Raw genomic sequence first — 20834 nt, forward strand, 5'->3', positions numbered from 1 at the left:
TTAGTGTTGTTCTTTGAGGTAGCACACCACCGCCTGACGATCGTCGGCGGAGGCCAGGCCCATGTAAGGCATGTAGGTGCCCGGCACGAAAGCCTGGGGTTGAGTGATCAGTTGCTCGATGTTCTCGGCCTGCCAGTCGATGTTCTTGCTGCGCATGGCCTGGGAATAGTTGAAGCCTTCCAGCGAACCGGACTTGCGCCCCACCACACCCGCCAGATTCGGCCCCATCATCCCGGCCATGCCCTTGCTCACCGAATGGCAAACCCCGCATTCATTGGCGAACACTTCGGCGCCACGACTCTGGACCGGCGCGCAATCGGCTGCCACGGCGACCTGGGCCAGGGTGAAGGACAACAAACCAAAGAGGGAAAAACGCAGGGCGGTAAACATAAGGAACGACCTTGAAAATCCACGCGTTCGTCACATGGACGAACGTCAACACAGAAAGCACCGGGGTAACGGAGCCCCGGCAGGTTGGAAAGGATTGTCGGCGGTCGGCGAAACGCAGGTTTTTCCCTGCGTGCCAGTTGTGTTGGCGGTTCTGCCAGATCGCTCAAATGCGCGCTCGCAAAACCATTTGCCTATGAAAGCCCCCCTGTGGGAGCGAGCCTGCTCGCGAAGGACGTCAACGATTACGCGCTCTTCCTGAATGAACGCGTCGCCCAGATGTTTTTCGCGAGCAGGCTCGCTCCTACAGGAGACCCGATTCGGCCGGTCGATAAAAGCAGCGGAACCTCAGCGCCATCACTTCGCCACTCAATCTGGCATGCACAACCAACTAATTGGCAAACAGGCAAAAGGCCAAAAAAACCGCGGCCCTTAGTATCTAAAAAGACCGCAACCCTGCGCCTAAGAACAAGAACGGATGTCATGCCATGCTCAAGTCCCCCTTGCTTCGACTTTCCACGCTCGCGCTGATGATCAGTGCCGGGCAGGCCGGAGCTTATGAACTGTACGCCAATGACGACAGTCACCTGAACGCCACGCTGGAGGCAGTTTTCGGCGTCTTCCACAGCCAGGAAAACTACGCCCTGTCGGGTCGTCTCGACGAAGGTTCGTCGTCGTGGCGCGAGGGTTACATCAAGTACGGCCTGGCGTTCGACCAGGGCCTGGGCGGTGTCGGTACCGCTTATGGCGCGGCGAACATGCTCAGCTCCGGCACCTGGGGCGATGGCGATGCCGCTGGCTTCAGCGATGGTTCGGAACGCACCACCAAGTTCGAAGACGCCTACCTCGGCTGGCGTTCGGCCGATCTGTTCCCGGTGCTGGGCAGTGACGGTATCGACCTGTCCTTTGGCCGTCAGAACATCATGATCGGCGATGGTTTCCTGATTAACGGCGACGCGCTGAACCTGGGCAAGGGCATCGCCGACGGTGAATTCAACCGTGGTGGCGCCTATTGGCTGGCGGCGCGCAAGGCCTTTGACGAGACCGCTATTCTGCGCCTCGGCGGCAAGGAAGGCTGGCGCAGCGACCTGATGTGGCTCAAATCCAACAACCGCTCCCAGGCCAAGACCGAGATGTACGTCGGCACCCTGGAGCACGTGTCCGAAGCCGGCACCGTCGGCCTGACCTACATCGACACCACCGACATCGACGAGCAATACGCCTCGCCGATCCAGCTTGAACGCGACGGCATGAAGACCTACAGCCTGCGCGCCACCGGCAATGCCGGGGTCAAGGACCTGTTCCTCTCCGGTGAATACGCCAAGCAGGACAAGCCCCACACCTCCAGCGAAGACGGCTGGTACCTGGAAGCCGGCTGGACCTTCTCCGACGTGACCTGGGCGCCGTATCTCAGCTACCGCTACAGCCGCTTCTCGGAAAACTACGACACCCTGTTCTACGGTTTCAGCCGTGGCTTCGGCACCTGGTTCCAGGGTGAAGTGGCGGGCAACTATGCCGGTCCGTTCAACAGCAACTCGCGCATCCAGCAACTCAAGTTCACCGTCTCGCCACTGGAGAACGTGACTGTCGGCCTGATGCATTTCAACTTCGACACCATCGACCGCGACCTGGGCAACACCGATGGCCGCGAAACGGACCTGTATGCCGAATGGCACGTCAACGACCACCTGAGCATCATGCCGCTGATCGGCCTGTTCCAGCCGGACAAGAGCGCTGACCAGGGCGGCACGCAGTTGGGCAACAACGACAAGAACCTCTACAGCCAGGTGATTTTCGCCACGACGTTCTAAGCCACCACGCGATTCCTGTAGGAGCGAGCCTGCTCGCGATGGACGTCAACGATAACGCGTGCTGCCTGAAAGACCGCGTTGCCTGGGCGTCCATCGCGAGCAAGCTCGCTCCTACAGGGCACGTTTCGATCAATAATTTCCTCGTGGAAAAAGGCATTTCCAATGCAGAAAAAATTCCTGACGATCCAGAGCAAGATCGCCCTGCTCGCCGGCCTCTGCCTGCTGTTGGTGGTGGGGTTGCTGATGGGCCTCTCGCTTTACCAGACGCACAAAAGCAGCCAGCAAGTGGCCCAGGCCAGCAGCGAAATGCTCGCCGATGCCGCCAAGGAACACATGCAGGCCTTGGGCAAGGTGCAGGCGATGCAGGTGCAGCGCACCTTCATGCAGACCCATGAATTCGGCCAGGGGCTGTCGCGATACTTACTCTATCTGCGGCAACTCCAGCACCAGGGGACGCTGACCCGCCAACAACTGCGCCAGGAGCTGAGTACCCAGCTTCACCAGGCCCTCATCGACAAGCCCGACCTGCTCGGGCTTTACGTCATTTTTGAACCCGACGCTTTGGACGGAGCAGACTCGGGTTTCGTCGACAAGGCGGAACTGGGCAGTAACGAAACCGGGCGCTTCTCGCTGTACTGGGTGCAAAGCAAACCTGGCGAACTGCAAGCGGTGATCGGCGACGAGGGCCTGCTCGCCAACACCGAGCCGGGGCCGAGCGGCGCGCCCTACAACGCCTTCTACACCTGCGCCCGCGACACCCGTCAGGCCTGCGTGCTGGAGCCCTACTTCGACGAGGCGTCCGGCAGTCGCAAACTGGTGACCAGCGTCGCTTTCCCGCTGCTGGAAAACGGCAAGGTCATTGCCGTGGTCGGCCTCGACATCAACCTCGCCGCGCTGCAAAAAAACAGTGAAACCAGTGCCCTGCAATTGTTCGACGGCCACGGCCAGATCAGCATCGTCAGCCCTCGCGGCGTGATCTCCGCCAACAGCCAGGACGTCAGCCGCCTCGGGCAGCCCATGGACAGCGCCGAGGTCATGGATGCGTTGCGTCAGGGCCAGCCGAAAGTGTTTGTCGATCCGCAGCAGATCAAGCTCCTCGAACCCCTGGCGCCGATTGCCGGAGCGGCGCCATGGGGCGTGCTGGTGGGCGTGCCGCAGGAGGTGCTGCTGGCACCGGTCATCACCTTGCAAAAGGAGCTCGATGCCCGGGGCGTGCAAAGCACCGCGCTGGAATTGCTGCTCGGTGGCGGCTCGGCCCTGCTCGGCCTGCTGTTGATCTGGTACACGGCGCAGCGCATCACCCGACCGCTGCAAGTGCTGACGCGGGTCATGGAGGATATTTCCCTCGGTGAAGGCGACCTGACCCGGCGCCTGCAAGTGCAATCACGGGATGAGATAGGCCAGTTGGCCACCGCGTTCAACCGTTTTGTCGAGCGCATCCATCAGTCGATTCGCGAAGTGTCGTCAGCGGCGCTCGGCGTCAACGAAGGGGCTCGTCGCGTGCTGGAAGCCTCCAATTCGTCGCTGAGCAATTTCGACGATCAATCCACCCGCACCAACAGCGTGGCGGCGGCGATCAACCAATTGGGCGCCGCCGCCCAGGAGATTGCCCATAACGCCAGCGATGCCTCGCACCAGGCGTCCAACGCCCGGCAACAGGCCGAAGACGGGCGTCAGGTGGTGCAGCGTACGATCGAGGTGATGAATGAGCTGTCCGGAAAAATCCGGGCATCGTGCACCAACATCGAAGTGCTCAACGACAAGACCGTGAACATCGGGCAGATCCTGGAAGTGATCAAGGGCATCTCCCAGCAGACCAACCTGCTGGCACTGAACGCGGCGATCGAAGCGGCCCGCGCCGGTGAGGCCGGTCGCGGTTTTGCCGTGGTGGCCGACGAAGTGCGCAGCCTGGCCGGACGCACCCAGACCTCGGCGCTGGAGATCCAGCAGATGATCGAGGAACTGCAAATCGGCGCCCGGGATTCGGTCACCACCATGACCGAAAGCCAGCAGCACAGCGAGGAAAGCGTCACCATCGCCAACCTCGCCGGCTCACGGTTGGGCAGCGTGACCCAGCGCATTGGCGAGATCGACAACGTCAATCAGTCAGTCGCCGCCGCCACCGAGGAACAGACCGCCGTGGTCGAGGCGCTGAACGTCGACATCACCCAGATCAACACCCTCAACCAGCAAGGCGTGGAAAACCTGCAATCCACCTTGCGCGCCTGCACCGAGCTGGAACAGCAGGCGGCGCGGTTGAATCAGTTGGTGGGGAGTTTTCGGATCTGACCATGGCGGTGCCTGATGGACCGCTTTCGCGAGCAGGCTCGCTCCCACATTTGATCTGTGTCACACATAAATCCTGTGTTCACCGGAGATCCCCTGTGGGAGCGAGCCTGCTCGCGAAGAGGCCAGCACATTCAACATCAATGGTGACTGACACTCCGCCTTCGCGGGCAAGCCCGCTCCCACATTTTGATCTGTGTCGTACAAAAATCCTTTGCTCACTGGAGATCCCTGTGGGAGCGAGCCTGCTCGCGAAGGGGCCAGCACACTCAACATCCATATCGACTGACACACCGCCTTCGCGAGCAGGCTCGCTCCCACATTTGATCTGTGTCGCACACAAATCCTGTGTTCACCGGAGATCCCCTGTGGGAGCGAGCCTGCTCGCGAAGAGGCCATCACATTCAACATCTATGGTGACTGACACTCCGCCATCGCGGGCAAGCCCACTCCCACAGGGGACTTGTTCCTCCTTACCAATCTGGCACCCACAACCAACCACCTGGCATGCACGCAAACATGCCGCGTCGCACCCCACGCGTAGTATCGAAGCGCAAAGCAACGTTCAACCCCCTCCATTTCTCACTAAAACAATAAATCGGCCTCAGGGCTGCGGGAGACTTCTGTGCTCAAGAAAAGTGCGTTGGGCTGGCCAAAGATTGCCGGCCTTGGAATTGCGTTGGTGGTGGCCGGGCAGTTTTCCGGCTGGAACTTCGGGCTGGCGGCCGGTGGCTGGCTGAACATGCTGATCGCCACGCTGCTGATGGCGCTGCTGTGCGGTGGCCTGGCGTTGTGCGTGGCGGAGCTGTCCACCGCGCTGCCCAGCGCTGGCGGTGTGTTCGTCTATGCGCAGAGCGCGTTCGGGCCGTTTGTGGGTTACCTGGTGGGTGTTGCATGCGCACTGGCGCTGACCATCGGCACCGGTGCGGCGGCGACCTTCATTTGTGCCTACACCGAATCGATTTTCGGCTTCGGTGGCTGGCCGGTGAAAATCGCCCTGTTCGTGGTGATCGTCGGCATTCACTTGCGCGGTGTCGGTGAGGCCATGGGCCTGACGTTCGTTGCCGGTGTGATCGCCGTCGTCGCCCTGCTGACCTTCGGCGTGGCCATGGCGCCCCATGTCGAACTGACCAACCTGCTGGCGTTGCCGGCGAATGTCGCAACACCGGTCAGCCTCGGCGGCATCTTCGCCTGCGTGCCGTTCGCCATCTGGTTGTTCATCACCGTCGAGCAGACCGGCTCGGCGGCGGAAGAAGCCAGCAATCCTGGACGCACCATGCCGCGTGGCATTCTGGCCGCCATCGGCACCCTGTTGGTCACTGCCCTGGTGGTGCTGGTCTGCGCACCCGGTGCCGGTGGCGTTGAGCTGGTGGGTTCGGCGGGCGACCCGCTGTACGCGGCGATGTCCAGCAACAGCGCCTTCGGTGAAAACTCATGGCTGGCCAAGGTGATTGGCTGCGGTGGCGTGTTTGGCTTGATCGCCACCTTCTTCTCCCTGGTCTACGCCGCTTCCCGGCAACTGTTCGCCATGGCTCGCGATGGCCTGTTCCCGCAATGGCTGGGCAAGACCGGCAAGCGCGGCACGCCATACCCTGCCCTGCTGTTGATCGGCGCCATCGGCCTGCCGTTGTCCGAGGTCGACCCGGCCACCGTGATGCTCGCGGTCGTGCTGCTGCTCAACGTTTGCTACCTGTTCATTTTCGGCGCGTACCTGCGCATCAAACGCAGCCAACCGGACCTGCCCCGTCCGTTCAGCCTGGCCGGCGGCACAGTGGTCGCCTGGCTGGGCCTGGCCCTGACGCTGGTGGTCATCGCCGCCTGCTTCCAGCTTGACCTGACGATGCTGATCGCCCTCGGCGTGACCTTCGCACTGTGCATTTTCAACTTCCTGCTGCGCACTCGCCGCACCCCTGTTATCGAGGTTCCAGACCATGCCTGACACTCTCCTGCAACGCCGCCACCGCGTACTCGGCAGCGCCTCGCCGCTGTTCTATGACAAGCCCCTGCACCTGGTGCGCGGTGAAGGCGTGTGGCTGTTCGACGTCGATGGCCGTCGCTATCTGGACGTCTACAACAACGTGCCCTGTGTCGGTCACTGCAACCCGCATGTGATCGAGGCGATGCACCGCCAGGCAACCACGCTGAACATCCACACGCGCTATCTGGATGAACAGGTGGTGCGCTACGCCGAACGCCTGACCGCGACCTTCGCCCAGCCACTGGACACCGCGATGTTCACTTGCACCGGCAGCGAGGCCAATGAACTGGCGCTGCGCCTGGCGCGTTTCGCCAGCGGCGGCACGGGCATCATCGTCAGCGACTACAACTACCACGGCAACTCGGCATCGCTGGCCGAAGTCACCACCGCCCTGCCCTCGCCCGAGCCCTTCGCCGCCCATGCCCGCGCCGTGCCGATCCCATGCCTGTACCGCGCCCCCGCGGGCACCAGCGAAACGCAATTGGCCGAGGAATACGCGGCCAACATCGCCGCTGCGATTGCCTCGATGCAAGCCCAGGGGATTCGCCCGGCAGCCCTGCTGATCGACACCCTGTTCGCCAACGAAGGCTTGCCAAGGGTGCCGGCCAGCTTCGTCGCCAAAGCCGCAGAGCTGATCCGCGCGGCAGGTGGTTTGTTCATCGCCGACGAGGTGCAGTCCGGTTTCGGCCGCACCGGCGACCACCTGTGGGGACATCAGGCCCACGGCGTGACGCCGGACATCGTCACCCTCGGCAAACCCATGGGTAACGGTTACCCGCTGGCCGGGTTGATCACCCATAAAGCGCTGGTGGAGTCGTTCGGCCGCAACGCCATGTACTTCAACACCTTCGGTGGCTCGCCCGTGGCGGCCGCCGTGGGCATGGCGGTACTGGACGAGATTGAGGACAAGCAACTGCTGCGCAATGCACAAGACGTTGGCGCCTATGTGCAACAGCGTCTGCAAGGACTGGCCGCCAAGCACTCGATCATCGGCGATGTGCGCGGCAAAGGGCTGTTCTTCGCCATGGAACTGGTGCGCGATCACGCCAGCCAGGAACCGGCCGGGCTGGAAGCGCGCAAGGTGGTCAACGACATGCGCGAGAACGGCGTGCTGATCAGCAAGATCGGCGCGGGCGACAACATTCTCAAGCTACGCCCACCGCTGGTGTTCAGCCGCGAACACGCCGACCTGTTCGTCGACACCCTGGACCACGCGCTGAGTGCGATTTGAGGATCTGCCATGTCTGAACTCCACACCCTGAACCATGACCAGCAAGTCGCCCATCTGCACGATCTGGCGCGTCACGCCCTGCGCCACTGGGACGGCGATTTCGCCGATATCGAACTGGTCAAATTCCGCGAGAACGCCGTGTTCTCGGCCTGGCGCCACGACGGCCAGCGCGTCGCCCTGCGCATTCATCGCAATGGCTATCACTGCGAAGCCGCGCTGCGTTCCGAACTGCAATGGATGGAAGCACTGGAAAGCGCCGGCATCACCGTGCCGCAAATCATCCGCACCCAGGACCAGCGTCATTTGATCGAAGTGAGCCATCAAGACCTCGGCGAACGCCATGTCGATATGCTCGCCTGGCTACCGGGCACGACCGCCGGCACCTCCGAGGCCGGGGTGCAGGCCGATACCGAGATCGACTTTCTGTTTGCCGAAGCCGGCGCGATTGCCGCACGCATTCACGTGCATTCGGCCCATTGGCAACAGCCGGATGAGTTCGTCCGGCATGCCTGGGATGAAGAGGGTTTGATCGGCGCCAATCCGTTCTGGGGGCGTTTCTGGGAGCTGGAGCAGCTGAGCGACGATCAACGGGATCTGTTGCAGCAGGCTCGGCGTCAAGCGCGGCGGGACTTGCGCCAATACGGCCGGCACCTGGATAACTTCGGCATGATTCACGCCGACCTGGTGCCGGAAAACCTGCTGATCGAAGGCCCGCGCCTGCGGCTGATCGACTTTGACGACGCCGGTTTCGGCTGGCACATGTTCGAACTGGCCACCGCGCTGTACTTCTGCCTGGATGACCCGCGTTTTGAGCAGATCAAGGCGGCGCTGCTTGAGGGGTATCACGCGGTCAAGCCACTGACCGAGGCAGATCGCCAGGCGCTGGCGCTGTTCCTGATGCTGCGTGGCACCACGTACCTGGGCTGGATTCATACCCGCCAGGGCACGCAGACCGCGATTGAAATGGCGCCGATGCTGATTGAGCGGGCGTGCGGGTTGGCTCGGGAATATTTGCAGGTCTGATGTACCGCCTTCGCGAGCAGGCTCGCTCCCACATGGGGTCTCTGTCGTACACAAACCTCGTGCTCACAGCAGATCCACTGTGGGAGCGGGCTTGCTCGCGAAGGGGCCTGCACAGTCAACATCCGCGCCGACTGACCCACCGCCTTCGCGAGCAGGCTCGCTCCCACATGGGCTCTTTGCCGTACACAAACCTCGTGCTCACAGCAGATCCACTGTGGGAGCGAGCCTGCTCGCGAAGGGGCCTGCACAGTCAACATCTATGCCGACTGACCCACCGCCTTCGCGAGCAGGCTCGCTCCCACATGGGTTCTCTGTCGTACACAAACTTCGTGTTCACAGCAGATCTACTGTGGGAGCGAGCCTGCTCGCGAAGCGGCCTGCACATTCAACATTTCTGTCGACTGACACTCCCCTATCGCGGGCAAGCCTTGCTCCTACAGGTCTGTGCTGCTCACAAATCTCGTGATCACCTCATACCTGTAGGAGCAAGGCTTGCCCGCGATGAACGATAACGCGGTCTTTCAGCAAACAGCCCCGGCATGTTCCAGTCGATGGAACAAGCGGTTGAAGTACACCAGGCTGTCACGCGGCTCGCGCACCCCGACCTTCTCCAGTTCCACGAACATCACCGAATGCGACCCCACCTCCTTGCACTCGCTGATCCGCCCTTCCAGCTGCACCAGGGCATCGCGCAGAACCGGCACGTCGGCAGCGCCGTCGTCCCACAGGTCCCAGGCAAAGCGTTCGGCCATTGGCACCTTGGTCATGCCGGCGAAGTGGCGGGCCAGTTCTTCCTGTTCGCCGCACAGCACGTTCACACACAGCCGGCCGTTGGTGCGGAATACGTCGTGGGTGGCGCTGTTGCGGTTGACGCACACCAGCACGGTGGGCGGCGAATCGGTCACCGAGCAAACGGCGCTGGCGGTGATGCCACAACGGCCGCCTGGGCCATTGGTGGTGATGATGTTCACCGCGGCCGGCAGTTGCGCCATGGCGTTGCGAAAGTCGATTTGCTGCTGGCTCAGGTCGGCCATGTCGATGCCCCTTCCTTCAGGAGGACCGCGACGAGAGCGGTCCGTAGGTGATGGAACAAGACTAAGGCCGGGCGCGGCGCGCAACCATTCTGACGATCCCCACATGGAGGTAGGCTTTCCGCTAGTCGACTAGGTGGTTTCTTTATCGCAAGGGCCGGCGACAGTGGGTATTCTGCTATCTGGCTCCAAAAAAGATGAGCCCATGTCCGCCGCGCGTGCACGCGAGCGAAAACAATAATTAGAAATTTCGTGGCAACCCTGATGCAAACCCGCAAACCGATTGTTTACATCGTTGACGACGACAAGGACCTGCGCACTTCGCTGGCGTGGTTGCTGGAGTCTGTCAGCGTCCAGGCGCAGTGCTTTGCCGGCGCCGAAGAGTTCCTCAGCCAGTACGACCCCAAGCAGCCGGCCTGCCTGGTGCTGGACGTGCGCATGCCGGAAACCAGCGGTTTCCAGCTGCAGGAAATCCTCAACCAGCGCGGCAGCACCCTCCCGACCATTTTCGTCTCGGCCCATGGCGATATTCCGATGTCGGTGACGGCGATGAAAAACGGCGCGCTGGACTTCGTCGAGAAGCCCTACAACCCGCAGCAGATGATCGACCGCATCCAGGCCGCGCTGAAGACCGCCGTGCACGCCCAGGCCGATCAGGAGCAGCGCCAGAACCTGCAAGGCAAACTGGCCCTGCTGACCAGCCGTGAGCGCGAGGTGCTGATGCTGGTGATCGACGGCAAGGCCAGCAAGGTGATTGCCCGGGAGCTGAACATCAGCGTGAAAACCGTTGATGTGCACCGGACCAAGATCAAGGAAAAGATGGGTGTGACCAGCATTGCGATGCTGGTGCGCGAGGTGCTGCATTTGCCGGCTGAAGAGCCGGCGCGGCATTGAGAGGGGTGTTAGGGGTTTAGCGCTTCAGAGAACCTGAGGCCGCCTTCGCGGGCAAGCCTTGCTCCACAGTGATCGGCTTCGTACACAAAATCCGTGAACACCATCAATTCCTGTGGGTGCGAGCCTGCTCGCGAAGAGGCCAGCACAGTCAACATCGAGGGTGCCTGACAGTCCGCCTTCGCGAGCAGGCTCGCTCCCACAGTGGTCCGTGGCGTCCACGAAATTCGTGTTCGCTGACGACCTACTGTGGGAGCGAGCCTGCTCGCGATGAGGCCGGTAGACTCAACATCAATTCTGGCTATAGCGCTTGCGATAGGCACCCGGCGATACGCCAAAGCGCGACTTGAACGCCGAGGAAAAGTAGCTGGAGTCGGAGAAACCCCAGGCGTAGCACAGCGCCGACAGCTTCTGCTCGACGTCGCTGCGGCGCAGGTTTTCCGCGCAGAAGTCCAGGCGTCGATGCTTGATGTACTGCGCCACCACCAGCCCGCGCTTGGAGAACATCCGGTACAACCCGCGCACCGACACCCCCACTTCCCGGGCAATCATCTCGGGGCAGAGTGTTTCGTCGCTGATGTGTTCGTCGATGAACGCAATAATCTTGCGAAATTGCCGCTCATGCACATCGCCGTTGATGTCGCGGGCACTGATACCCGGCAACAGCAGACTGGCCAGGGCATCGAGCACCGCTTCGCTTTCCTGCATGTCCAGCCCTTCCTGCTGCCGGGTTTCCAGCACCAGTCGGTTGGCCATCGCCGCCAAAGGGTTGTTGGCCGCGATGCGCGTGGCGCAGTTGACGGCCTTGAAGTGCGAGCCGCGCTCGACCACCTGGCGCGGCATGATCAACGACAGCTGCCGTGAGTCTTCGTTGTAGGTCATGTCACTCGGGCGGCTGGCGTCGATCAGGGCGATGTCGCCGCAGCCCAGTCGCGCGCGGTTGTCGCCCTGCTCCAGGTTTGAACTGCCGCGCAACTGGAACACCGCGTAGTAATGGCCATCGCTGCTGACACTGACATCCTTGCTGGTGCGATACAGGTGCACGTGGGCCATGTCGACCACACTGAGCTTGATCGCGCCACCGCGAAACTCCGCCAGTTCGCCATAGAAATCGGAATCCAGCGCGCGGGCATCGAAACGCCCGCAGGCCTGGTTAACCTGGCTCAGCCAGCTTTCGAACGCCTCATTGCGCACCGCCGATGCTGTAATCATGTCCGCAAAGCCTCACGTGTTTTTGTTGTTATTTTCCGGCCGCTTCGTCGAGCGGCTCGATAAAAGTGTTTCGTACTCCAGCCATCTCCTCCCTTGACGGCCGCCGGGCGCCCATTCAACAGGCTCCGGCGTCGGCTTTCCAGCCTTGAAAGCGCTTAAATATCCAATACCAGACGAGCGGAAAGTGCCCGTGAAACACAGGCGCAAATCTGCTTGTTGGACGCCTTTTCCTTGTTCGACAGGCAGTTGTCGCGATGCTCCGGCACACCGTCCAGCACCTCGACAATGCAAGTACCGCAGATGCCTTCGCGGCACTCGGTATCGATGTCGCAACCATGGGCCTGCAACACATCCACCAGGCTGCTGTCGGCCGGTACGTGCAGCACCACGCCGGAGCTGGCCAGTTCCACTTCGAAACTGCCGGTCGGCGCGCTGTTGGCCGCGGGATCGGCCGCGAAGTGTTCCAAATGGATGGCGTCGTCGGAACGGCTGCGCGCCGCCACTTCCACCACCTTGTTCATGAACGGCGCCGGGCCGCAGGTGTAGACATGGGCGTCGCTGCCGGCACGGTCCAGGCATTCGCTCAACGCGGCGTCCAGGTCGGCAGGTTCCACACCGTAGTGGAACTCCACGTGGTCGGCAAAGTTCGTCGCCAGCAGTTCGGTGAACGCGGCGTACTCGGCCGAGCGGGCAAAGTAGTGCAAGCGATACGGCTGGCCGCTTTCCGCCAGTCGATAGGCCATGCTCAGCAGCGGCGTCACGCCGATGCCGGCGGCGAACAGCACGTGTTCGCGGGCAGCCGGGTCGAGGCGGAACAGGTTGCGCGGCGCACCCATTTCCAGCTCCATGCCCTCTTCTACCTGCTCGTGCAGCGCCAGCGAACCACCCCGCGATTGCGGCTCTTTCTTCACCGCCACCAGATAGGCGCGACGATCCTGTGGCGGACTGCACAGGGAATATTGGCGGGTCACGCCGGTCGGCCCGGTCAGGTCGACGTGGGCGCCCGGCTCATAGGTGTCGAGCGGCTGGCCGTCACTGCGCACGAGGCGAAAGGAACGGATATCCAGCGCTTCGTCGACGATCCTTTCGATCTTCACCTTCATCATTGCATCACCTGAATTCTGTTGTTTCGGTTAAACGGTAAGTCTTGCGCTGGCTCCCTGTAGGAGCGAGCCTGCTCGCGATGAACCTGAGGTCACCATGGGGTGTCAGGTTTCCAGCGTCATCGTTGACGACCATCGCGAGCAGGCTCGCTCCTACAGGGGGGGGTCGGGCTTAGCGCATGAACAAGCCGCCGTTGATGTCGAGACACGCCCCGGTTACGGACGTGGCGTTTTCGGCGATCAGCAGCAAGACGCTGTCGGCGATAAACGTCGGGTCGCCGAGGCTACCCGCCGGGATCATCTTCAGAATCTGCTCCAGGCGCTCCGGGGCCACGGTTTCGCGCACCACCGGCAAGTCCAGCGGACCGGGCGAGATGCTGTTGACCGTCACGCCTTGCGGCGCCAGCTCACGGGCGAAGACCTTGGTCAGGGTTGCCACGCCGCCCTTGGCCGCCGCGTAATGCGCGCCGGTGGCGGTGCCGCCGTTCTGCCCGGCCAGGGACGCGATGTTGACGATGCGGCCGAAGCCGCGCTCGGCGAAATGCGCGCCGAACACCTGGCAGGCCACGAAAGTGCCGCGCAGGTTGATCGCCATCGACTCGTCGAACTCTTCGGGTGTGATGTCCATCAGCGCCGCAACTTTCGACACACCAGCGTTGTTCACCAGAATGTCGGTGCCGCCCCAGTGCGCGGCGAGCAGGTCGCGGGCGCGCTGGAAGTCGGCCTTGCTGCGCACATCCAGCTCGATGGCGACGGCCGTGGAACCGCTTTCATCCAGCTCGGCGGCCAGTTGTCGCACGCCATCGAGACGCACATCCGCCAGGCCGACGCGATAACCCGCTGCGTGCAGACGACGGGCGATGCACTCGCCCAGTCCCCGCGAGGCACCCGTTACAAGGGCTACTCGACTCATGATGTTGCCCTCACAGCAGGAAGCCGAGCGCGCTCAGGCTGTCGGTGGAGTTGATCAGGCGCACCACTTTGCGCTCCAGGCTCGGCACGCCGTCGGTGAAACGAATGCGGTGGTTCAGGTCGGCCACGAACGGCGTGTGCACGCCGCGCTTGTAGGCGTACAGCAGCTGCGCCGAGTTGACTTCGACGATGTCGCCGGCCGCTTCCACCAGGCGGAAACGCGAGATGGTGCGGATGGTTTTCGCCGCATCCACCGCCGACGGCGAGTAGCCGGCGGTCAGGCGTTCGATGCGCAGGTCACGCATGCGTGCGTCGTCGTAGGCGTAGTTCAGCGTCGCCTCGAAGTCTTCGGTGTCCGGGTCGATCGGCACGATGTACTTGCCGCTTTCGCTCCACAGGGTCGCCCACTCGGCGTAGTTCTTGTGGTCCAGCAGCTCGGCTTCGCGCCAGATGAATTCGATGGCCTGGGCCAGCGGGCCGGAAAAACCGTTCAGGGTATCGTGATTGCTCATTGGCTCATCATCCTTTTCCACATGTCGTAGGCACCGCGCATGCCGCCTTCGTCGGTGGCGTGGCTGACTTTGTCACCGTTCTCGGCGGTGATTTCGCGGTTCAGGCCGCGGTTGACCAGGATCGGCGCGTCGACGCCGGCATAGGAGCCGCGCTGCACGCGGTCCCAGGCTTCGGCATCGTCGGGGCTGCCGAAACCGAACGGACCCTGGAAGTGTTCGTGAATGCGCATGCGCTCGCGGTTGGCGATTTCCGGGCCGCCGTCCATGCCGAGGGCCACGTGGCGGATTTCCGTTTCGGTGACCGACACTGGCCGCAGCACGCGGAAGAACGACATCGACATGGCCACGTTGGGGAACAGGTTCAGGTTGAACCCGGCGCCATGCAGCGAACGCACGATGCGGCGTACTTGATCCGCTGGCATGGTTTTCGACAGTTCTTCGGTGACGTGGGCGAAACGCTCTTGCAGTTGTTCAGTGCCGTCGTCGTGATCCAGATCGACGTGCTCCGGCACCATCACCATCACGCTGTGGCCGTTGCCCAGCGAGTGGGTCACGGCTTGCTCGTCGGTCATGAACGAGAGCATTTCCGAGGTTTCTTCATCCACCGACGACATGAACGACTTGTGCACGATCGGGAAGTGGTAACCGTCGGTGGTGTTTTCCAGCTGGATCTTCCAGTTGCCCTTGAAGCTGAACTTGTGTTCGCCCTGGGTCTTGATCGGGTAGCCGGCGCCCTGCTTCATGAACAGGTCCATCCAGTGCTTGGCGCCGCCGAGGAAGTCTTCCAGCGGTTCGATCTCGTCGTTGTAGCTGGCGAAGATCATGCCGGCGTAGCTTTCCACGCGCAGGCTGGTCAGCGGCAGCTCGGATTTTTCCAGGATGCCTTCATAACCGTCCGGGTACGGCAGCGCGCGCAACTTGCCATCCAGGCCGTAGGACCAGCTGTGGTACGGGCAAGTGAAACCGGTGGCGTTGCCCTTGTGCTTTTCGCACACGGTCGCGCCACGGTGACGGCAACGGTTTTCCAGGACGTTGATGTTGTTCTTCTTGTCGCGCACGACGATCACCGGGCGACGGCCGATCATCGCGGTCTTGAAGTCGCCGCTGTTGCGCACTTCGCTTTCGTGGGCAACCCACACCCAGGTGCGGTAGAAAATCTTGTCCAGCTCGGCTTCGAACAGTGCCGGATCGTTGTACAGCGAGACGTCGACGCGGTCGTGCTGGACCAGGTCTTCGGGGCTTTTCGACGTTGCGATCAGCCGGTATTCATGAGTGCTCATGCGGTTCTCCTCATGGCTTATTTTTATGATTTCGGTTTAGAGACTGCTGGCGATTAACCGGCCATGCTCTGTTGCAGTTGCGCACCAAAGGCGCAGACCACTTCGTCCTGACCTTTACGGCCAACAATTTGCAGGCCGACTTTCAGCCCGCCGCAATCGAGTTCCACCGGCACCGTCAGGGCCGGATGGCCACTGAGGTTGAAAGGACGCACCAGCGGGGTCATACCGGCCACGGTCTTGCTACCGGCGCGGGCTTCGCTGAGGGTCGGCGGCAGGCTCGGCAAGGTCGGCAGTAAAAGCACTGCGAAGTCTTCCAGCGCCGCATCCACCTGTTGGGTGAAACGGGCGCGCACCGCTTCGGCCTCGGCCAGTTCTTCACGGGTGGTGCGACTGGCCGCCAGCAGGCGGGTTTCCACGTCGGCACCGATCAGGCCTTTGCCGGTCAGGTGACCGAACGCGGCCCAGTTTTCGAAATTGATCACGGTCAGCCCGGCAATGAAGGCCGCTTCAAACTCGCTCAATTGCAGGTGGCTGCGACGCCAGCCGGCACGGTCGGCGGCAGCACCGAGGCTGGCTTGCAGATGCGCATCGCAGGCCACGTCGAGAAAGCCGACTTTGGCGCCGTCAGCAGGCAGACCCTGCACGTTGAAGCCCGGGCAGATCACCTGCATGGCCGCGATCAGATCGTCCATGGTTTTGGCGAACGGGCCGACGCAGTCGAGGCTGGACTCCAGCGGATGGGCGCCAATGCGACTGACCCGGCCGTAGGTCGGCTTGAGCCCGGCAATGCCACAGCACGCCGCCGGCACCCGCACCGAACCACCGGTGTCGGTGCCGATGGCGATGTCCGCCAGGCCTGCCGCGACTGCCGAAGCCGAACCGCTGGAGGAACCGCCCGGCACCCGGTCAGGGGCTTGCGGGTTGATCGGCGTGCCGGTCCAGTCGTTGATACCGGTGACGCCAAACGCCAGTTCATGCAGGTTGGTCTTGCCGACGATCTGCCAGCCAGCCCCGAGAATCGCCTCGACTACCTCGGCGTTTTTTGTCGCCGCTGGCGCATCGGCGAAGGCGCGACTGCCCGAACGGGTCGGGTAGCCGGCGATGTCGATGGAGTCCTTGATGGCAACGCGTTTGCCGTTGCCGCCGAGGAGAAATTCGCTGATGAAGGTACTCATGCACTCAGCTCCTGCTTTGATAAATGAGAGCTGAACAAGCGTTGCGTGCGGAAATGCGCGATCAGCCAGGTGCCGTCAACGCAGCGGAAATCGATGTTCAGGCGGGTGCCGAACAGTTCGCTGCGGCCATCGGCGTAGGTGGAAATCTGCTGCATGATCCACTGCCCCTGCGCTGTCCCGCCGTCGACCTGGATCGACTCGCTGGTGAGGTAGTGCAGGTTCAGCTGGAAGTGATCCGACGGCGGCAGGTAACCGCCGACAAACGCCGCCACGGCCTCGCGCCCACGATGTTGACCGAAGGTCTGCGCGGTCTCGCGACCCACGCCTTCCCAGATCGCATCGACGCAGAACAGCTCGGCCAGTTCGCTGACGTGGGTCGGCGCCCTGGGCACGTCGCACAGGTCCATGTAGCGCGCCATGAGTCGGCGCACCGCACTTTCCCCTTCGAGCGTCGCCAGACGCTGGAGCAAGGCCTCATTCATGGCTTACACCTTGGCCGCATCTGGGATGGTCAGCGGACGGCCGATGCGCGCTTCGACCTTGGCGTAGCGCCACAGGCTGTATTCGTTCACCGGCGTGGTGCGGAACAGGTTGCAGGCGTCGATCACCGTCTGGTGGCAGTCGACGTCGGCCATGATGTACACGGTCCAGGGCGAGGTGGTGGACGGGCCGACCATCAGGCGGTCGTCATCCATCGCGCCGAGTACGGTGATGCCAGGCATCGCGCCGAGGTCGGCCATCATTTTGCTGAAGCCCTTCCACACGCTCAGGCCTTCGCCGGTGGGCAGGTCGAAAAAGTTCTGGGTGATGCCGATGCAGAAGACGACGCGCAGTGGTTCTTGAGTGGCTTGCGACATGAAGTAGATACCTTGAAAAAGTGACAGGAATTCAGATGTAGCCAGGGAACGGCGGTACGCCGAGGAACACCGAGCCTGCGCCGTCGTACAGCCCTTCGCTGAGGAAGGCGTGCTGGGTCACTACCATCGAGTCGCGCAGGTAGCGTTGCAGCGGGTGGCGCAGGTAGATGGCGGTGGTCCCGGCCAGGCTGTAGGCGCTCTGCACCACGGCGGCACCGGCCTGGGACACGTGGATCGCGGACAGGCGCAGCAGGCTGGTCTGCTCCGGCGTCACCGGATTGCCGGCGAGAATCGAGTTCCACACCTGTTCGGTGGCGTTGTAGAAGAAGCCACGGGCGGCGGCGAGCTTGGCTTCGGCCTTGGCGATTTCGATGCGAACGTAGGCGCGGTCAGACAGTTTTGGCGCGCCGGTGATGCCACCGCCGTTGGCCATGCGGCTGACTTCGTCGATGGCGGCACGCGCCAGGCCCAGGTTGACCACGGCCAGCACTTGCGCGGCATAGGCAATCGACGGGTAGCGGAACAGCGGCTCGTCGATGGTGGCCGCGCCGCCGCGGATGAAGGTCCAGCGCTCGTCGATGCGTTTGTCGGTGACGCGCAGGTCGTGGCTACCGGTGCCCTTGAGGCCGACCACGTCCCAGTTCTCGACGATGTCCACCTGATCCGGGCGGAACACCGCCGTGCGCGGCTTGCCGCCCGCAGCGCCGATGCCGACACCGAGCAGGTCGGCGCCTTTGCAGCCGCTGGCAAATTTCCAGGTGCCGTTGACCTGCCAGCCACCCTCGACCGCTTCGGCCGGTTGCAGCGGAAACAGACCGCCGGCGAACACCAGGTCAGGGCTGTCGGCGTAGATTTCGGCCAGGGTTTCTGGCGGCAACGCGGCAAGATAAACGCCGGCGCTACCAAAACTGGCGACCCAGCCGGCCGAGCCGTCGGCTTCGGAGATGCGCTCGATCATTTGCAGAAACTTTGCCGGTGCCAGGGCGTCGCCGCCGTAGCATTTGGGCGTGGCGGCGCGGTAGATGCCCACCTGCTTGAAGCGCTCGATCATGTCCCGAGGCACATGGGAGACGCTGTCGAATTCATTGCGACGTTGGCGCACTTCATCCAGCACTTGCTGGAATGCCTGGCTATCGACGACAGGCTCGTCAACGCCGATCAGGGCGTCTTGTTGCGCGACCGCTGAACGCAGCATGGGCTTTCTCCGTTTTGCTTATTGTTAGGTGGGGCGATACCGCACCGCTGCCCTCTGTAGGAGCGAGCTTGCTCGCGATGGTGGTCCAGGCACCGCGGGCAATCAGGCAGCCCGCGTCATCGTTAACGTCCATCGCGAGCAAGCTCGCTCCTACAGGGATCGGCGTCACCCTTGCATTGAGGTCCAGTGTAAAAACCGCATCCCGACGCCACTATTGGTGCGTGCAGCCCCCCGACTAAAGAAAACCCCTAGTTCGCCCCCGGTTACCTCTGAGCGCATCCCCGGGCGCGAGCCGGTATAAAACGTCATACTTCCGGTTAACCGGTCACAATCCCCTGCCGCCAAGGGCTGCCCGATGTACTTGCCTGAACAGAACGACTTTTTCACGCTGATCGAAGCCATGCCGCTGTGCATCATTCTTCACGATGCCCACAGCAAGGAGATCCTCTGGGCCAACGCCGCCGCCCTGGCGGCGCTGGGTTTTACCCTGGAAGAGCTGACCCCGCTCAAAGCCCCGGACATGACCCGCGATGCGCCCAAGTACCGGCGGTCGGTGGGCTTGCGCTGGCTCGAAGGCGCCGCGCGCACCGGCCAGCGCGCCATCGAATGGTGTTATCGCTCCAAGCAAGGGGTGGAGATTCTTTCCGAGGCCGTCGCGACACTGGTGCATCTGCAAGGTCGCGATGTGCTGATGGTGCAGTTCCGCGACATTTCCAAGGAAGACAAGGTCAAGCGCGACCTCAAGCGCTTCGAAAGCCGACTGAAGGCCTTCATGCAGGACCTGGCCGAAGGCGTGGCGGTGCTGGGCCCCGACGGTGAGATAGGGTTTATCAGCGACTCCGGCGCGCATTTGCTCAACAGCACCGTGCATGAACTGATCGGCAAGAACTTCCTCGACTGGTGCGACGACGATTCGCGCCAGCGCCTGTTGCAACAACTGTCCAACGACACGCCCGAACATGCGCCCTTTGGCGTGCATTACCACCTGCAACGACGGGACGGGGAATGGCGCTGGCATGAAGCAACGTGCCGCTACATCGAGATTGAAGACGACCTGGTGGGGCATCTGCTGCTGTTTCGCGACGTCACTGAACAAGTGCGCGCCGAAGACGCCCGGCGGGTCAGCGAGCAAAAAATCGAATACCTGGCGCGCTACAACGCCATGGGCGAAATGGCCGTGGCCATTGCCCACGAACTGAGCCAGCCGCTGGCCGCCACCCGCAACTTCATCGAAGGCGCGTTGATTCGCCTGGGCAACGCAGCCGACACCGACCAAGGCGTCGCCTGGGGTTTGCAGAACGCCGTGCGGCAGATTGAGCACGCCTCGGTGATCATCAAGAGCGTGCGCGATTACGTCGTGAAACTGGAACAGTCCGAAGAGCTGATCGACCTCAACGAATTGCTGCGCGAAACCCGCTACTTCATCAGCCTGCGCGCCGACCCGAGCCTGATACAGGTCGACATCGTTCCTTCCACCGAGCCGCTGCGGGTGAGCTGCGAGAAAGTGTTGATCGGCCAGGTAATCCTCAACCTGGCGTTCAATGCCATCGAAGAAATGACCGACCTGCCCCTTGAACGCCGCGTGCTGCGCATCCAGGCCAGCCGCGACGGCGATGTGGCGCTGGTGCGGATCGAAGACCGTGGACGCGGGATCCAGGCCGAGGCGCAGGAGAAACTGTTCGATGGGTTCTTCTCGTCCAAGGTCAGCGGGAACGGGATTGGCCTGGCGTTGTGCAAGAACATCATTGGCCGGCACCGGGGGGATATCTGGGCGCAGAACCTGGAGCCTTGTGGGGCGGTTTTCAGTTTTTCGCTTCCCTTGGCGGGCTCACCAAGTCGTTTGTAGGAGCGGGATGGTGTACATATCCGTTTCTTCGGTAACGGCTACTTATGGTTCCGCCCTTACGGCGGGTCACTTGGAAGAGCCCCAAGTAACCAAGGGCTCTTGCC

General features: G+C 62.5%; 17 protein-coding genes and 2 pseudogenes. 8 read left to right on the forward strand and 11 right to left on the reverse strand.

All coding sequences use genetic code 11. From position 1 onward, the window contains the following. Positions 1 to 390, reverse strand: a complete 390-nt coding sequence (locus HNQ83_RS25655; RefSeq protein ID WP_175391547.1) for a cytochrome c family protein — start codon at positions 388 to 390, stop codon at positions 1 to 3. Positions 391 to 875: 485 nt separating this feature from the next. Here HNQ83_RS25655 and HNQ83_RS25660 point away from each other — a divergent pair, with 485 nt between their 5' ends. The 6 genes and pseudogenes from HNQ83_RS25660 to HNQ83_RS25680 all read left to right on the forward strand — a co-directional run bounded on the left by HNQ83_RS25660 (position 876) and on the right by HNQ83_RS25680 (position 8716). Then, the gene (locus HNQ83_RS25660) at positions 876 to 2198 is read left to right on the forward strand and encodes a hypothetical protein (protein WP_175391548.1); all 1323 of its coding nucleotides are present in this window, start codon (positions 876 to 878) and stop codon (positions 2196 to 2198) included. Between the two features lie 381 nt (positions 2199 to 2579). After that, positions 2580 to 3632: pseudogene (locus HNQ83_RS31770) on the forward strand (HAMP domain-containing protein); the annotation flags it as partial. A 255-nt stretch (positions 3633 to 3887) separates the two neighbouring features. Further along, positions 3888 to 4487 (forward strand): annotated as a pseudogene (locus HNQ83_RS31775) (methyl-accepting chemotaxis protein); the annotation flags it as partial. A gap of 622 nt (positions 4488 to 5109) precedes the next feature. Then, positions 5110 to 6423 carry an amino acid permease gene (locus HNQ83_RS25670; protein ID WP_175391550.1) on the forward strand — a complete coding sequence of 438 codons (1314 nt, stop codon included), beginning with the start codon at positions 5110 to 5112 and terminating at the stop codon, positions 6421 to 6423. Continuing rightward, positions 6416 to 7693 carry an aspartate aminotransferase family protein gene (locus HNQ83_RS25675; RefSeq protein ID WP_175391551.1) on the forward strand — a complete coding sequence of 426 codons (1278 nt, stop codon included), beginning with the start codon at positions 6416 to 6418 and terminating at the stop codon, positions 7691 to 7693. Before HNQ83_RS25670 ends, HNQ83_RS25675 begins: the two co-directional genes overlap by 8 nt. Positions 7694 to 7702: 9 nt before the next feature. Then, entirely contained in the window at positions 7703 to 8716 is a 1014-nt protein-coding gene (locus HNQ83_RS25680; protein ID WP_175391552.1) for a phosphotransferase enzyme family protein, read from the forward strand. A gap of 521 nt (positions 8717 to 9237) precedes the next feature. On the opposite strand, the gene hpaC is transcribed toward HNQ83_RS25680, so the two are convergent. Next, positions 9238 to 9750, reverse strand: a complete 513-nt coding sequence (gene hpaC, locus HNQ83_RS25685; protein ID WP_175391553.1) for a 4-hydroxyphenylacetate 3-monooxygenase, reductase component — start codon at positions 9748 to 9750, stop codon at positions 9238 to 9240. Positions 9751 to 10011: 261 nt separating this feature from the next. Here hpaC and HNQ83_RS25690 point away from each other — a divergent pair, with 261 nt between their 5' ends. Continuing rightward, positions 10012 to 10641: a response regulator transcription factor gene (locus HNQ83_RS25690; RefSeq protein WP_095193566.1), complete on the forward strand. Its 630-nt coding sequence runs from the start codon at positions 10012 to 10014 to the stop codon at positions 10639 to 10641. Between the two features lie 288 nt (positions 10642 to 10929). Here the strand turns inward: HNQ83_RS25690 and feaR are convergent, their stop codons facing one another. The 9 genes from feaR to HNQ83_RS25735 all read right to left on the reverse strand — a co-directional run bounded on the left by feaR (position 10930) and on the right by HNQ83_RS25735 (position 18884). Continuing rightward, complete coding sequence (gene feaR / locus HNQ83_RS25695) at positions 10930 to 11850, reverse strand: transcriptional regulator FeaR (RefSeq protein WP_175391554.1); 921 nt, start codon at positions 11848 to 11850, stop codon at positions 10930 to 10932. A 155-nt stretch (positions 11851 to 12005) separates the two neighbouring features. After that, the gene (locus HNQ83_RS25700; protein ID WP_175391555.1) at positions 12006 to 12956 is read right to left on the reverse strand and encodes a PDR/VanB family oxidoreductase; all 951 of its coding nucleotides are present in this window, start codon (positions 12954 to 12956) and stop codon (positions 12006 to 12008) included. A 169-nt stretch (positions 12957 to 13125) separates the two neighbouring features. Then, positions 13126 to 13866: an SDR family NAD(P)-dependent oxidoreductase gene (locus HNQ83_RS25705; protein ID WP_175391556.1), complete on the reverse strand. Its 741-nt coding sequence runs from the start codon at positions 13864 to 13866 to the stop codon at positions 13126 to 13128. 10 nt (positions 13867 to 13876) lie between these two features. Beyond that, positions 13877 to 14377, reverse strand: a complete 501-nt coding sequence (locus HNQ83_RS25710; protein ID WP_034150256.1) for an aromatic-ring-hydroxylating dioxygenase subunit beta — start codon at positions 14375 to 14377, stop codon at positions 13877 to 13879. Next, a complete protein-coding gene (locus HNQ83_RS25715) occupies positions 14374 to 15657 on the reverse strand; it encodes a Rieske 2Fe-2S domain-containing protein (protein WP_175391557.1) in 1284 nt (427 codons plus the stop codon). The genes HNQ83_RS25710 and HNQ83_RS25715 overlap by 4 nt, the downstream gene beginning before the upstream one ends. Positions 15658 to 15710: 53 nt before the next feature. Further along, positions 15711 to 16832: an amidase gene (locus tag HNQ83_RS25720; protein ID WP_175391558.1), complete on the reverse strand. Its 1122-nt coding sequence runs from the start codon at positions 16830 to 16832 to the stop codon at positions 15711 to 15713. Beyond that, a complete protein-coding gene (locus HNQ83_RS25725; RefSeq protein WP_175391559.1) occupies positions 16829 to 17314 on the reverse strand; it encodes a nuclear transport factor 2 family protein in 486 nt (161 codons plus the stop codon). The genes HNQ83_RS25720 and HNQ83_RS25725 overlap by 4 nt, the downstream gene beginning before the upstream one ends. Positions 17315 to 17317: 3 nt before the next feature. Further along, positions 17318 to 17689, reverse strand: coding sequence for a hypothetical protein (locus HNQ83_RS25730; RefSeq protein WP_093222363.1), 372 nt, complete (start codon positions 17687 to 17689; stop codon positions 17318 to 17320). Between the two features lie 31 nt (positions 17690 to 17720). Further along, on the reverse strand, positions 17721 to 18884 hold the full coding sequence (locus HNQ83_RS25735) for an acyl-CoA dehydrogenase family protein (protein ID WP_175391560.1): 1164 nt from the start codon (positions 18882 to 18884) through the stop codon (positions 17721 to 17723). 355 nt (positions 18885 to 19239) lie between these two features. On the opposite strand from HNQ83_RS25735, the gene HNQ83_RS25740 reads away from it, so the two are divergent. After that, a complete protein-coding gene (locus HNQ83_RS25740; RefSeq protein ID WP_175391561.1) occupies positions 19240 to 20730 on the forward strand; it encodes an ATP-binding protein in 1491 nt (496 codons plus the stop codon). Positions 20731 to 20834 lie beyond the last annotated feature (104 nt).

The sequence above is a fragment of the Pseudomonas sp. C2B4 genome, from assembly GCF_013359695.1.
Classification (GTDB): Bacteria; Pseudomonadota; Gammaproteobacteria; order Pseudomonadales; family Pseudomonadaceae; genus Aquipseudomonas.